This window comes from Bradyrhizobium sp. WSM2793 (genome assembly GCF_000379585.1).
Classification (GTDB): domain Bacteria; phylum Pseudomonadota; class Alphaproteobacteria; order Rhizobiales; family Xanthobacteraceae; genus Bradyrhizobium.
Genome location: NZ_KB902813.1, coordinates 206259 through 220949, shown reverse-complemented (window position 1 = coordinate 220949; position 14691 = coordinate 206259). Strand labels below are relative to the sequence as shown.

Below are 14691 nucleotides of genomic sequence, written 5' to 3'. Positions count from 1 at the left end.
AGATTCCGTGTGTCGCCGTTACCAGCGATAGTGCGAGAAGGCGCGGTTGGCTTCCGCCATCCGGTGCACGTCTTCGCGCTTCTTGACGGCATTCCCGCGGTTGTTCGAGGCGTCCAGAAGCTCGGCCGAGAGCCGCTCGGTCATGGTCTTCTCGTTGCGATCACGCGCAGCGGAGATCAGCCAGCGGATGCCCAGCGCCTGACGGCGGGTCGAACGAACTTCGACCGGAACCTGGTAGGTCGCGCCGCCGACGCGGCGGGAGCGCACTTCGATCGTCGGCATGACGTTCTCGAGCGCCTGCTCGAACACGCCGAGCGGGTTCTGCTTGGTCTTGGTTTCGATGATACCGAACGCACCGTAGACGATGCCTTCGGCGACCGACTTCTTGCCGGCGTACATCACAGAGTTCATGAACTTCGTGACGATGATGTTCCCGAACTTCGGATCGGGAAGGACTTCGCGCTTTTCCGCTGAGTGGCGACGAGACATGGACCTGGTTCCCGCTTACTTCGGACGCTTCGCGCCGTACTTCGAACGACGCTGCTTACGGTTCTTGACGCCCTGGGTATCCAGAACGCCGCGGAGGATGTGGTAGCGCACGCCGGGCAAGTCCTTGACGCGACCGCCGCGGATCATGACCACCGAGTGCTCCTGAAGGTTATGGCCCTCACCGGGGATGTAGCCGATCACCTCGAAGCCGTTGGTCAGGCGCACCTTGGCGACCTTACGAAGCGCCGAGTTCGGCTTCTTCGGGGTCGTGGTGTAGACGCGGGTGCAAACACCACGCTTCTGCGGCGACTGCTGCAGCGCCGGCACCTTCTTGCGCGACTTCTGCACTTCACGCGGTTGAGCGATCAGCTGGTTGATCGTCGGCATCCTGGCCTTACCCTTTGTTCTGTCGCAGATCCTTTTCGGATCCGCTGTCTTGCCGCAGCCCGTCGCCGGGACTGCAAATTCTTTCGAGCTACCTGCCCGACGAGGTCGCCTTCCGCGGAACAATCCGCACAAAGCGAAATCGCGCCAACCGCCCCATCAACGGGCGGAAAGCGCTTCGACGCCACAGAGGACCGCAGTATTGAGGCCGGTCAGCATGAAGCCGCGGCCCGCGCACTGAGGTCATGCATCCGAATTCGATCTCAAGAGAATAAGCTCAAGAGAACTAGAATCGCACTGGCATTGCCTAGCTATGAGCGACAGCGTTTGAGCGGCATTCGTCGAGGTTGGTGCCCGCCTTGAGCGATCCCTTGTGGCTCTAGTCCTTGGGGATCTAACGGGTGGCCCGTTCCGACGCTGGCGATGCTCACCGCCTGTCGTTAAGTGAGGCGCTTTCTATAAGTGAGAATCGATCAAGTCAAGGCGAAACGACAGCCACGAACCGCTTCAGGAGCCTGTCAAAATCGCTGTTTGCCGCCCTCGCCGCACCACTCCGATATGGGACCGCAGCCTTCATTTCGCCAGCCGCGCGGCTATTTATATCCGGGCAAAAAGTACTTTTGTGTCGCGAAGCATTGGCTTTTTTACGCGGGAGCCGCAAATCTACCCGCTTCAGCAGCAATCGGCGGCGGGGATGTCACCAAAATCGGCGGAGGTTGCCCGGCGCGACCAACGCCCGGGATATCGGCCGCGAGGCTTCCGACGGTCCTGACCTATCCGCATGTGAGCTATCCGACCGGGCTTTTTCTGACCGAAGAGCGCATCGTCACGTCGGGAATCAAGCGCACACCGATGGCCGCATAGAATCGGTGCGAACTTGGTCATTCCTCCTCGTCGTCCTCGTCCTCGACATCCTCGAGGTCGTCTTCGTCCTCATCGTCGCTGCCGTCGTCGGCGTGAGCCGCCGCGCCGTGCGGCTGGTGGATCTGGTCGTTCCAGAGCTTGCGATAGGTCCCGTTCTTGGCGAGCAGCTGGGCATGCGAGCCGCGCTCGATCGCCCTGCCCCCCGAGATCACGATGATCTCGTCCATCTCCACCACCGAGGTCAGGCGGTGGGTCGACCAGATCATGGTGCGTCCCTTGGCGACCTTGAGCAGCGTGCGGTTGATCGCGGCTTCCGTGGTCTGGTCCAGCGCCGAGGTGGCTTCGTCCAGCAGCAGCACCGAGGGATTGCGGATAACCGCGCGCGCGATCGCGATGCGCTGGCGCTGGCCGCCCGACAGGGTGTCGCCGCGCTCACCGACCGGCGTGTCGTATCGCTGCGGCAGGCTCATGATATAGCGGTGGATCTCGGCCTTCTTGGCCGCCTCCTCCACCTCCTCATCGGTCGCTCCCTCCTTGCCGAGCCGGATGTTCTCGCGGATCGACATGTTGAACAGCATGTTCTCCTGGAACACCACCGCCATGCTCCGGCGCAGCGAATCCAGCGTCACCTTGCGGACGTCGACACCGTCGATGGTGACGCGGCCCTCGTCGGGCACGTAAAGCCGCAGGATCAAATTGAGCAACGTGCTCTTGCCGGAGCCGCTCGGGCCGACGATCGCGATGCGCTTGCCCGCATTGAGCTTGAGGCTGAGATTGTCCAGCACCGGCGTCTGGCTGCCCTCGTACTGGAAGGTGACGTGATCGAAGGTGATGTCGTTGGTGATGCGCGGCAGGTCGGGTGCGCCGGGGCGGTCGGCAGCGCGAGTCGGCTCGTCCAGCAGCTCGTGCATGTGCCGGATCGCAGCGGCCGAGGAGATCGACACCGGGATGAAATGCATGACATGAGCGATGTTGTAGGAGACCTCCCAGAACGCGCTCTCGAAGGTGACGAAGGTGCCGATGGTGATCTGGCCCTTGGTGGCGAGATAGGCGCCGATCGCGAGCACCACGAGGTGCAGCATCAGCACCGAGATGGTGACCGTCCGCTCCACCATGGTCGACAGGAACGCGGCCGAGGCGATCTTGTTGCGCGTCTCGTCGTTGCGGAAGGTGAAGAAGCCGAACATCTTGCGCTGCAGGCTGAACGCCTTGATCACGGCCTGCGCCGCCACGTTCTCCTGCACCATGCCGAGCAGCGCGCTTTCGTTGAGCTTCTGCTCGTAATTGGCCTGCACCGCCTTCGGCGTCAGGATCCGCGGACCGATCAGTGTGATCGGGAACACGAGCAGCGCGACCGCCGCGAGCTGCCAGTTCAGGAACACCATTAGGATGATGCCGGCAACCAATTCCAGAAAGGGCAGCGCGGCACTGTTGGCAAACGTCTTGACCGAGCCTTCGAAGGCCGAGAGGTCGACGGAGAAGCGCGACAGGATCTCGCCGCGCTTGGTGCGGCCGAAATAGGCCGCCGGCAGATCCTGAACGTGCTCGAACAGGCGCTTGCGGACATCGGAGATGATGCAGGCCGCCAGCCGCGCGTCCCAGCGCTCGTACCAGACCGCGACGATCGAGGTGAAGATGCCGGCGACGGCGAGCACGCCGAGGATCTTGTACAGCGCCTGGAAATCCTCCTCGCCGAGCGCGTCGTCGATCAGGAACTTGAGGCTGAGCGGCATGATGACGTTGAACAGCGTCTCGACGCAGACGCCGAACGCCACGAAGGACAGCATCCGCTTGTAGTTCGCCAGGAACGGCTTGACGAACCCGACGATGGTCGCGAGCGCGCCGGCGGCCTCGCGCGCGGTGAAGACGACGAGGTCCTCGTCCTCATCGTCGTCGTCGAGCTCCAGCTCGTCGTCCGCCTCGTCTTCGGCGTCCTCGTCGTCTTCGAGGTCCGGCTTGGCAGTCGAGGCGAGCTTGTCGTCGAGCTCGGCCGCCTCTTCGGCGGCGAGCTTCTGTTTGTCGGGCGAAAGAGGCTTGGATGCCATGAAACCAACCGATGCTGACGGCCGGCATGACCGCAGAGAAAGCAGGACAAAGCGGAAAACCGCTATTGCACCGATTCTATGCGATCAGGATGAATTCGGCAAAACAATTGGCGAATTCGACGCGCGCCCCGCGGCTAGTCCTCGTCCTCGTCCTCGACCTTGTCGAAGAAGGAATAGCGCAGACTGTCGGCGTCGGCGTACCACTGCCCCGGCCCCTTGTTGGCGGCGAGCGTGGCCTCCCAGAGCGCATCGGTGCAGTCCTTGCGGTGCATCGAGAGGTCGAAACCATTGCCGAAGAACAGCTCGGACCATTCCCACCAGGTGCCGAGTTTCTTGACCCCGCGCAGGAGGTCGTAGCGGTCGATCAGCGCCGGCGCCATGTCCGAGGTAATCGAGCCGAACACGAGGCCGGTCTTGACCACGCGGTTCAGTTCCTTGATCGCGCGGACCACCTGCTTCGGGGAAACGTGGCAGAGGCTGGTCTCGAACACGAAGTCGAACGCGCCGTCCTTGAACGGCATGTCGGTGATCGAGCCGAGCTTGTTGTACTTCTTCAGCGCCTTCGGCGTCCTGGCGTGGATGGCGCGGTTGCTCTCGATGCCGAAGGCATCGATGCCGCGCTCGCGTAGCGCGCCGACCAATTCGCCGCTGGCCGAGCCCGCGACGAGCAGCTTGGCGCCCTTGGTCTTGCCCCAGACGATGCCGAGCAGCCGTGTGAGGTAATCGGGATCGGTGAAGTGGCGCCACGCCTCGTGATACGGGCCGAGGCCGCGATAGTTCTCGAAATAGTCGCGGTCGATCTTGTCGGAGAGCGGCTTGTCGTCCTGCGCGCGCTCGCGGCGCAGGCGCATCATCTCGGTCAGGATGATGTCGGTCGCCGCATCCGAGGAGTCGAGCAGGCCGTTCAGGGTCGAGTCGAACAGATAGTCGCCGACCACCACGATGCCGGGATGCTCCTTCGGCTCGGGCCGGTGATTGGTCATGACGTCGCGCACCGGCAGGCCGCCGGGAATCGCGTTCACCGACGACAACCAGCGGTGGATCTTGCCTTCCATGAAATGCTGGCGCGCATCGCCGAGCGAGGCCGGCAGCGATTTCAGCGCGGCATCGAGCAGCTCCTGGTCGGACAGATTGGCGAAGGCCAGCGCGTCGGAGCCGGGAATCAGCCAGTTCAGCACGCCGTGCTTGCCGACGTCGTGGCGCGCACCCTCGTTGTAGACGCAGCAGCCGCCGAACGCTTCCGACATGAACCAGGCGCCCGGAATCTTCTCGCCCCAGAACGGCGTGTCGAACAGGATTGAGACGCGCAAATAGTGCGCGGGACGGTCGAAGTAAGAGACGTGCTTGACCATCGACTTGCGGAGCTGTTCGCCTTCCCACCCCATGGTGGCGAGCCAGGAATGCGGCAGGCAGACCAGCACGAGATCGAAGTCGCGCGTCTCCGGTCCCTTGCCGTTCATCATCTTGAGCTGGTAGCGCCCGGTCGGCGCCTTGCCGACTGTGAGCACGCGGTGATTGAGCTGGATGTCGGCGTTCACCTCCGACTGCAGGCACTCGATCAGCTGCTCGTTGCCGTTCTGGATGGAATAAAGGCCGATATAGCCGTCGACATCCATCAGATAGTTCTTGAGCGCGTTGAGGCCGTTGGTGTTGTGGCTCTCGGTGGCGATGTCGGAGCGCGCCATCACCTTGAAGAAGCGCTTTGCGGTTTCGTCCTCGACCTCCTCGTCGAGCACCTGCTCGGCGGTCTTGTAGGCCCAGGGGTTCTCGTTGTCGTGCGCGCCGACGCCCTCGTAATATTCGATCGGCGACATCGCCTCAGCACAGCGCTTGCGGAACGCCTCGATCGCCGCGGCGGTCTTGGCGCCATACTTGCGGCGCATACCCGGCACGTCGTCGAGAAGCTCGCCGCCGAACTGCACCTGCTCGGCATCCATCGGGATCGTCTGCAGCCCGAAATGCTGGATCAGCTCGCGTAGCGGATCCGGCCCGGTCATCGAGTAGTCGTAGATCTCGGCAACGCCGGCCTCGTACATCGCAGGTGCGGAATCGAACTTGCGGGTGACGATCTTGCCGCCGAGCCGATCGGAGGCCTCGTAGATGGTGACGCGACAGAGATCGCCAAGCTTGCGCTTCAGATACCAAGCGCTCATCAGCCCGCCGGGGCCGCCGCCTACGATTGCGAGATCAAGCATGTGAGTTCCGTGGTCTCCGGCCCGCCCCCTTCACGGGACCACCGGTCTAAACTCTCCTAGCAGAAGCGCTTTTGCGGCTGAAGGAAAGATGAACAAAGGTTGATCCCGCATCGCAACAGACAAGCAAAGCAACAAAAAGGCCGGCTTTCGCCGGCCTTTTCATTGTCCTCGGTAGTCCTACGGATGAACGATCATTCCGCGGGCGGCAGCGCAGGAAGCTCCGCTTCCGGCGCGGGCGACACGACCGCCGCCTGCTTCTCGCGCTCGTCCAGGATCAGCTTGTCGCGCTTCATGGCGACTTCGCGAATCTTGGCCATGGAGGCGCCGGTGCCTGCCGGAATCAGCCGGCCGACGATGACGTTCTCCTTGAGGCCTTCGAGCGGATCGACCTTGCCGTTGACCGCCGCTTCCGTGAGGACGCGGGTGGTCTCCTGGAACGAGGCCGCCGAGAAGAACGAACGGGTCTGGAGGCTCGCCTTGGTGATGCCGAGCAGAACCGGCGTCCCCGTGGCGGGCTTCTTGCCCTCTTCCTTGGCCTTCTCGTTCAGCGCGTCGAACTCGATCTTGTCGACCTGCTCGCCCGAGATCATGTCCGTATCGCCCTGGTCGGTGACTTCCACCTTCTGGAGCATCTGACGGACAATCACCTCGATGTGCTTGTCGTTGATGAGCACGCCCTGGAGCCGGTAGACCTCCTGGATCTCGTTGACCAGATAGGCCGCGAGTTCCTCGATGCCCTTGACCGCCAGGATGTCGTGCGGCGCCGGGTTGCCTTCCACGATGAAGTCGCCCTTTTCGACGACGTCGCCGTCCTGAAGGTGGATGTGCTTGCCCTTCGGGATCAGGTACTCGCGCGGCTCGTCGGTCTTGTCCATCGGCTCGATCGAGATGCGACGCTTGTTCTTGTAGTCGCGCCCGAACCGGATGGTGCCCGCGATTTCGGCGATGATCGCCGCATCCTTCGGACGCCGTGCCTCGAACAGTTCCGCCACCCGCGGCAGACCGCCGGTGATGTCACGCGTCTTGGCGCTTTCGGTCGAGACACGGGCGAGGATGTCGCCCGGATTGACCTTGGCGCCGACGTCGACCGAGAGAATGGCGTCGACCGACAGCATGTAGCGGGCATCGCCGCCACGGGCGAGCTTGAGCACCTTGCCGTCCTTGCCCTTGACCACGATGGCCGGACGCAGGTCCGCACCGCCGCGGGTCGAGCGCCAGTCGATGACCACGCGCTTGGCGATACCGGTGGCTTCGTCGAGCGTTTCCGAGATCGACTGCCCCTCGACCAGATCCTCGAAGCCGATGGTACCTTCGACCTCGGTGAGGAGCGGACGGGTGTAGGGATCCCACTCGACGACGCGCTGGCCGCGCTTGACCATGTCACCTTCGTCGACATGCAGGCGCGAGCCGTACTGGACACGGTGCGTCGCACGCTCGGTGCCGTCGGCATCGACGATCGCCACCACCATGTTGCGCACCATCGCGACCAGGTGACCTTCGCTGTTGCGGGCGATGGCCTTGTTCCGGATCACGATCTTGCCGTCGAAATTGGCTTCGACGAACGACTGCTCGTTGAGCTGCGCCGCACCACCGATGTGGAACGTACGCATCGTGAGCTGGGTGCCCGGCTCGCCGATCGACTGCGCCGCGATGACGCCGACCGCTTCGCCGTGGTTGACCGGCGTGCCGCGGGCGAGGTCGCGGCCGTAGCACTTGCCGCAGATGCCGTTGACGAGTTCGCAGGTCAGCGCCGAGCGGATCTTCACCTCCTGCACACCACCCTGCTGGATGGCGTCCAGATGGCTTTCTTCCATCAGCGTATCGCGCTTGATGATCACCTTGCCCGAGCTGTCACGGATGTCTTCGCAGGCCGTGCGTCCGAGGATGCGCGAACCGAGCGAAGCAACCACGGTGCCGGCATCGACGATGGCGCGCATCTTGATGCCGAGCTTGGTGCCGCAGTCGCTCTGCGTGATGATGCAGTCTTGCGCGACGTCGACGAGACGACGGGTCAGGTAGCCCGAGTTCGCGGTCTTCAACGCGGTGTCCGCGAGACCCTTGCGGGCGCCGTGGGTCGAGTTGAAGTACTCGAGCACCGAGAGGCCTTCCTTGAAGTTCGAGATGATCGGCGTCTCGATGATCTCGCCCGACGGCTTGGCCATCAGGCCGCGCATGCCGGCGAGCTGGCGCATCTGGGCCGGCGAACCGCGGGCACCGGAGTGAGCCATCATGTAGATCGAGTTGATGTCGGCATCGGCTCCGGCCGCCGTCTTCTTGGTGGCGGAGATCTCCTTCATCATCGCCTTGGCGATTTCTTCCGTGGCCTTCGACCAGGCGTCGACGACCTTGTTGTACTTCTCGCCGTGGGTGATCAGACCGTCGTTGTACTGCTGCTCGAAATCCTTCGCCAGCGTACGGGTGGTGTCGACGATCTTCCACTTGGAGTTCGGCACGACCATGTCGTCCTTGCCGAACGAGATGCCGGCCTTGAACGCGTTATAGAAGCCGAGCGCCATGATGCGGTCGCAGAAGATCACCGTCTCCTTCTGGCCGCAGTGGCGGTAGACCTGGTCGATGACGCCCGAGATCTCGCGCTTGGTCATCAGCTTGTTGATGATCTCGTAGGGGACGCGCGGGTTCTTCGGCAGCAAATTGCCGAGCATGACGCGGCCGGCGGTGGTCTCGATCCAGCGCTTCGAGATCTTGCCGGTCTCGTCGACGCCTTCCCACCGGTACTTGATCTTGGTGTGGAGGTGGATGACCTTCGCATGCAACGCGTGCTCGAGCTCGGCCATCTCGCCGAACACCTTGCCCTCGCCGGGCAGGCCTTCGCGCATGATCGAGACGTAGTAGAGGCCGAGCACGATGTCCTGCGACGGCACGATGATCGGCTGTCCGTTCGCCGGATGCAGGATGTTGTTGGTCGACATCATCAGGACGCGAGCTTCCAGCTGCGCTTCGAGCGACAGCGGGACGTGCACGGCCATCTGGTCGCCGTCGAAGTCGGCGTTGAACGCGGAGCAGACCAGCGGGTGAAGCTGGATCGCCTTGCCCTCGATCAGCACGGGCTCGAACGCCTGGATGCCGAGACGATGCAGCGTCGGTGCGCGGTTGAGCAGCACCGGATGCTCGCGAATGACCTCATCCAGGATGTCCCAGACCTCGGGCCGCTCCTTCTCGACCAGCTTCTTGGCCTGCTTCACCGTGGTGGACAGGCCCTTGGCGTCGAGCCGCGAATAGATGAACGGCTTGAACAGCTCGAGCGCCATCTTCTTCGGCAGGCCGCACTGATGCAGGCGCAGCTCGGGACCGACCACGATCACCGAACGGCCCGAATAGTCGACGCGCTTGCCGAGCAGGTTCTGGCGGAAGCGGCCCTGCTTGCCCTTGAGCATGTCGGCGAGCGACTTCAGCGGGCGCTTGTTGGCGCCCGTGATGACGCGGCCGCGGCGGCCGTTGTCGAACAGCGCATCGACCGCTTCCTGAAGCATGCGCTTCTCGTTGCGGATGATGATGTCGGGCGCGCGCAGCTCCATCAGCCGCTTCAAGCGGTTGTTGCGGTTGATGACGCGGCGGTAGAGGTCGTTGAGGTCCGAGGTCGCGAAGCGGCCGCCGTCGAGCGGCACCAGCGGACGCAAGTCCGGCGGGATCACCGGGACCACGGTCATGATCATCCATTCCGGCTTGTTGCCGGAGTGGCGGAACGCTTCCACGATCTTCAGGCGCTTGGCGAGCTTCTTGTGCTTGATGTCGGAGTCGGTCTCCTGCATCTCGAGGCGCAAGGTCGCCTCGAGCTTCTCGAGGTCCATGCCCTTGAGCAGCTCGCGGATCGCTTCAGCGCCGATCATGGCGGTGAAGCTGTCCTGGCCGTACTCGTCCTGCGCCTTCAGATACTCGTCTTCCGACAGCAGCTGGCGGTCCTTCAGCGCGGTGAGGCCTGGCTCGAGCACGACGTAGTATTCGAAGTAGAGGATCCGCTCGAGATCCTTCAGCGTCATGTCCAGCAGGAGGCCGATGCGCGAGGGCAGCGACTTCAGGAACCAGATGTGGGCGACGGGCGCTGCGAGCTCGATATGGCCCATGCGCTCGCGCCGGACGCGCGACAGCGTGACCTCGACCGAGCACTTCTCGCAGATGATGCCCTTGTACTTCATGCGCTTGTACTTGCCGCACAAGCACTCGTAATCCTTGATCGGCCCGAAGATGCGGGCGCAGAACAGGCCGTCGCGCTCGGGCTTGAAGGTGCGGTAGTTGATGGTCTCCGGCTTCTTGATCTCGCCGTAGGACCAGGACAGAATCTTCTCTGGAGACGCGATCGAGATCCGGATCTGGTCGAAGACCTGAGCCGGCGTCGTCGGGTTGAAGAGATTCATAATTTCTTGGTTCATCGTCTTCTCCTCGCGTGCCGGTCGCCTCCGGCCGCAAATTCGAAAATCACTCAAGCAGGGCGCCCTGCCCTCAAGGCCTCGGACGGGGCGCCGGTGCCCGGCCGCGAAGGCCGGGCATGACAGGTCGAATTACTCGGCCGCTTCCGACGTCGGTGCCGGTCCCATCTTGGAGTTGTGCAGGTCGACGTTGAGGCCGAGCGAGCGCATTTCCTTGACCAGCACGTTGAACGATTCCGGAATACCGGCCTCGAACGTGTCGTCGCCGCGCACGATCGCCTCGTACACCTTGGTACGGCCGGCGACGTCGTCCGACTTCACCGTCAGCATCTCCTGGAGCGTGTACGCCGCGCCGTAAGCCTCGAGCGCCCACACCTCCATTTCGCCGAAGCGCTGGCCGCCGAACTGCGCCTTGCCGCCCAGCGGCTGCTGGGTGACGAGCGAGTACGGACCGATCGAACGCGCATGGATCTTGTCGTCGACCAGATGGTGCAGCTTGAGCATGTAGATGTAGCCCACCGTCACCTTGCGATCGAAGGCATCGCCGGTGCGGCCGTCATAGACGGTCGACTGACCCGACGCGTCCAGGCCGGCAAGCTTCAGCATCTCCTCGATGTCGGCTTCCTTGGCGCCGTCGAACACCGGCGTCGCGATCGGCACGCCGCGGCTGAGATTGTGGCCGAGCTCGATCAGTTCGTTGTCGTTGAGCGACTTGATCGTCTCGTCCTCGCCGTAGACCTTCTTCAAGGTTTCCTTCAGCGGCTTGATGTCCTGCTTCGACAGGTAAGCATCGACCGTCTGGCCGATACGCTTGCCGAGGCCGGCGCAGGCCCAGCCGAGATGGGTCTCGAGGATCTGTCCGACGTTCATGCGCGAAGGCACGCCGAGCGGGTTGAGCACGATGTCGGCGTGCGTACCGTCTTCGAGGAACGGCATGTCCTCGATCGGCACGATCTTCGACACCACGCCCTTGTTGCCGTGGCGGCCGGCCATCTTGTCGCCGGGCTGGATCTTGCGCTTCACCGCGACGAAGACCTTGACCATCTTCATCACGCCGGGCGGCAATTCGTCACCGCGCTGAAGCTTCTCGACCTTGTCGAGGAAGCGCTGTTCAAGCCCCTTCTTCGACTCGTCGTACTGCTTCCGCATGGCCTCGATCTCGGCCATCAGCTTGTCGTTCGGCGAGGCGAACAGCCACCACTGCGACTTCGGGTACTCCTCGAGCACCGCACGGGTGATCTTGGTGTCCTTCTTGAAGCCCTTCGGGCCGGCAATGCCCTGCCGCCCCTCGAGGAGCTCGGCAAGACGGTTGTAGACGTTGCGGTCCAGGATCGCCTGCTCGTCGTCGCGGTCCTTGGCCAGACGCTCGATCTCTTCCCGCTCGATCGCCAGCGCACGCTCGTCCTTGTCGACGCCGTGACGGTTGAACACGCGCACTTCCACGATCGTGCCCTGCACGCCCGGGGGAACGCGCAGCGAGGTATCGCGAACGTCGGAAGCCTTCTCGCCGAAGATCGCGCGCAGCAACTTCTCTTCCGGCGTCATCGGGCTCTCGCCCTTCGGCGTGATCTTGCCGACCAGGATATCGCCGGCGCGGACTTCCGCACCGATGTAGACGATACCGGCTTCGTCGAGGTTCTTCAGCGCTTCTTCCGAGACGTTCGGAATGTCGCGGGTGATTTCCTCGGGTCCGAGCTTGGTGTCGCGAGCCATCACCTCGAACTCTTCGATATGAATCGAGGTGAACACGTCTTCCTTCACGATCCGCTCGGAGAGCAGGATCGAGTCTTCGAAGTTGTAGCCGTTCCACGGCATGAACGCGACGAGCACGTTCCGGCCGAGCGCGAGCTCACCGAGATCGGTCGACGGACCGTCGGCGATGATGTCGCCCTTCTTGACGATGTCGCCGACCTTCACCAGCGGACGCTGGTTGATGCAGGTCGACTGGTTCGAGCGCTGGTACTTCATCAGGCGGTAGATATCGACGCCCGACTTGGTCGGATCGAGATCTTCCGTGGCGCGGATGACGACGCGGGTGGCGTCGATCTGGTCGATCACGCCCGAACGGCGCGCCGCGATCGCGGCACCCGAGTCACGCGCAACCACGCCTTCCATGCCGGTGCCGACGAACGGGGCCTCGGCGCGAACCAGCGGCACAGCCTGACGCTGCATGTTCGAGCCCATCAGCGCGCGGTTGGCGTCGTCGTTCTCGAGGAATGGGATCAGCGCCGCGGCGACCGAAACCAGCTGCTTCGGCGACACGTCCATGTAGTCGACCTTGTCGGGCGTCACCGGCAAGACTTCGCCGGCGTGACGGCAGACCACGAGGTCTTCGGTGAAGCGGCCCTTCGGGTCGAGCGGCACGTTGGCCTGCGCGACCGTGTAGCGGCCCTCTTCCATCGCCGAGAGGTACACGACCTCGTCGGTGACGCGGCCGTCCTTGACCTTGCGATACGGCGTCTCGACGAAGCCGTACTTGTTCACGCGCGCGAAGGTCGCGAGCGAGTTGATCAGGCCGATGTTCGGACCTTCCGGCGTCTCGATCGGGCAGATGCGGCCGTAATGCGTCGGATGCACGTCGCGCACCTCGAAGCCGGCACGCTCGCGGGTCAGACCGCCCGGTCCAAGCGCCGACAGGCGACGCTTGTGGGTGATCTCCGACAGCGGGTTGGTCTGGTCCATGAACTGCGAGAGCTGCGAGGAGCCGAAGAACTCGCGCACGGCGGCAGCCGCCGGCTTCGCGTTGATCAGGTCCTGCGGCATGACCGTGTCGATGTCGACCGAGGACATGCGCTCCTTGATCGCGCGCTCCATGCGCAGGAGGCCGATGCGGTACTGGTTCTCCATGAGCTCGCCGACCGAGCGCACGCGGCGGTTGCCGAGATGGTCGATGTCGTCGATCTCGCCCTTGCCGTCGCGCAGGTCCACCAGCGTCTTGATGACGGAGAGGATGTCTTCCTTGCGCAGCGTGCGCTGGGTGTCGGGCGCATCGAGGTCGAGGCGCATGTTCATCTTGACACGGCCGACCGCGGAGAGGTCGTAGCGCTCGGCATCGAAGAACAGCGACTGGAACATGGCCTGCGCCGAATCCAGCGTCGGCGGCTCGCCCGGACGCATCACGCGGTAGATGTCGAACAGCGCGTCTTCACGCGTCATGTTCTTGTCGGCCGAGAGCGTGTTGCGGATGTAGGCGCCGACATTGACGTGGTCGATGTCGAGCAGCGGCAATTCCTTGTAGCCGTGCTCGTTGAGCACCTTCATCGACTTGTCGGTGATTTCCTCACCGGCTTCGGCGTGGATCTCACCGGTCTTCGGGTTGACGAGGTCCTCGGCGATGTAGTTGCCGACCAGCTCCTCATCGGCCATGCGCAGCGCCTTCAGCCCCTTCTCCTGGAGCTGGCGGGCGGCGCGGACGGTGAGCTTCTTGCCGGCCTCGAGCACGACCTTGCCGGTGTCGGCATCGATCAGGTCGTTGATGGTCGAGTAGCCGCGGAAACGGTTGGCGTCGAACGGAACGCGCCAGCCTTCCTTGGTCCGCTTGTAGAGGATCTTCTTGTAGAACGTCGACAGGATCGCCTCGCCGTCGAGGCCGAGGGCGAACATCAGCGACGTCACCGGAATCTTGCGGCGACGGTCGATACGCGCATAGACGATGTCCTTGGCGTCGAACTCGATGTCGAGCCAGGAGCCGCGATACGGGATCACGCGAGCAGCGAACAGCAGCTTCCCCGAGGAATGGGTCTTGCCCTTGTCGTGATCGAAGAACACGCCGGGCGAGCGGTGCATCTGCGAGACGATGACGCGCTCGGTGCCGTTGACGATGAAGGTGCCGTTCATCGTCATGAGCGGAATGTCGCCCATGTAGACGTCCTGCTCCTTGATGTCCTTCACCGACTTCGCGCCGGTTTCCTCGTCGATATCGAACACGATGAGGCGCAGCGTCACCTTGAGGGGGGCCGCGAAGGTCATGCCGCGCTGGCGGCACTCGTCGACGTCGTATTTCGGCTGCTCGAACTCGTAGCGGACGAATTCCAGCATCGAGGTGCCCGAGAAATCGGAGATCGGAAACACCGAGCGGAACACCGCCTGCAGACCCTCGTCGAGACGGCCACCCTGGGGTTCATCGACCATCAGGAACTGGTCATAGGACGCCTTCTGAACCTCGATGAGGTTCGGCATCTCGGCGACTTCCTTGATGTGTCCGAAGAACTTGCGAACGCGTTTGCGACCGGTGAATGTCTGCTGCGCCATCGTGGCCTCTCATTTTCGTCGCCCGCTCTGGGCGAACCGTCCGGGACGCGGCTGCCACCGCTCCCCGGGTTGAATTTT

6 protein-coding genes are annotated in these 14691 nt (G+C 63.4%); all 6 read right to left on the bottom strand.

The genetic code is table 11. From position 1 onward, the window contains the following. Positions 1-18: 18 nt before the first annotated feature. Positions 19-489: a 30S ribosomal protein S7 gene (gene rpsG, locus A3AS_RS0135700; RefSeq protein WP_018322260.1), complete on the bottom strand. Its 471-nt coding sequence runs from the start codon at positions 487-489 to the stop codon at positions 19-21. 15 nt (positions 490-504) lie between these two features. Next, entirely contained in the window at positions 505-876 is a 372-nt protein-coding gene (gene rpsL, locus A3AS_RS0135695) for a 30S ribosomal protein S12 (protein ID WP_007603006.1), read from the bottom strand. An 878-nt stretch (positions 877-1754) separates the two neighbouring features. Further along, entirely contained in the window at positions 1755-3782 is a 2028-nt protein-coding gene (locus A3AS_RS0135685; RefSeq protein WP_018322259.1) for an ABC transporter ATP-binding protein, read from the bottom strand. A gap of 134 nt (positions 3783-3916) precedes the next feature. Further along, on the bottom strand, positions 3917-5977 hold the full coding sequence (locus A3AS_RS0135680) for an FAD-dependent oxidoreductase (RefSeq protein ID WP_018322258.1): 2061 nt from the start codon (positions 5975-5977) through the stop codon (positions 3917-3919). A 191-nt stretch (positions 5978-6168) separates the two neighbouring features. Then, positions 6169-10365, bottom strand: a complete 4197-nt coding sequence (gene rpoC / locus A3AS_RS0135675; RefSeq protein WP_018322257.1) for a DNA-directed RNA polymerase subunit beta' — start codon at positions 10363-10365, stop codon at positions 6169-6171. Positions 10366-10494: 129 nt separating this feature from the next. Then, positions 10495-14613: a DNA-directed RNA polymerase subunit beta gene (gene rpoB / locus A3AS_RS0135670; RefSeq protein ID WP_018322256.1), complete on the bottom strand. Its 4119-nt coding sequence runs from the start codon at positions 14611-14613 to the stop codon at positions 10495-10497. Positions 14614-14691: the final 78 nt, after the last annotated feature.

What these genes read in the sequence shown, in the direction of transcription:
- A3AS_RS0135685 (WP_018322259.1), bottom strand. Translation starts at nt 3,782, where the DNA reads ATGGCATCCAAGCCTCTTTCGCCCGACAAACAGAAGCTCGCCGCCGAA.
- rpsL (WP_007603006.1), bottom strand. Translation starts at nt 876, where the DNA reads ATGCCGACGATCAACCAGCTGATCGCTCAACCGCGTGAAGTGCAGAAG.
- rpoB (WP_018322256.1), bottom strand. Translation starts at nt 14,613, where the DNA reads ATGGCGCAGCAGACATTCACCGGTCGCAAACGCGTTCGCAAGTTCTTC.
- rpsG (WP_018322260.1), bottom strand. Translation starts at nt 489, where the DNA reads ATGTCTCGTCGCCACTCAGCGGAAAAGCGCGAAGTCCTTCCCGATCCG.
- A3AS_RS0135680 (WP_018322258.1), bottom strand. Translation starts at nt 5,977, where the DNA reads ATGCTTGATCTCGCAATCGTAGGCGGCGGCCCCGGCGGGCTGATGAGC.
- rpoC (WP_018322257.1), bottom strand. Translation starts at nt 10,365, where the DNA reads ATGAACCAAGAAATTATGAATCTCTTCAACCCGACGACGCCGGCTCAG.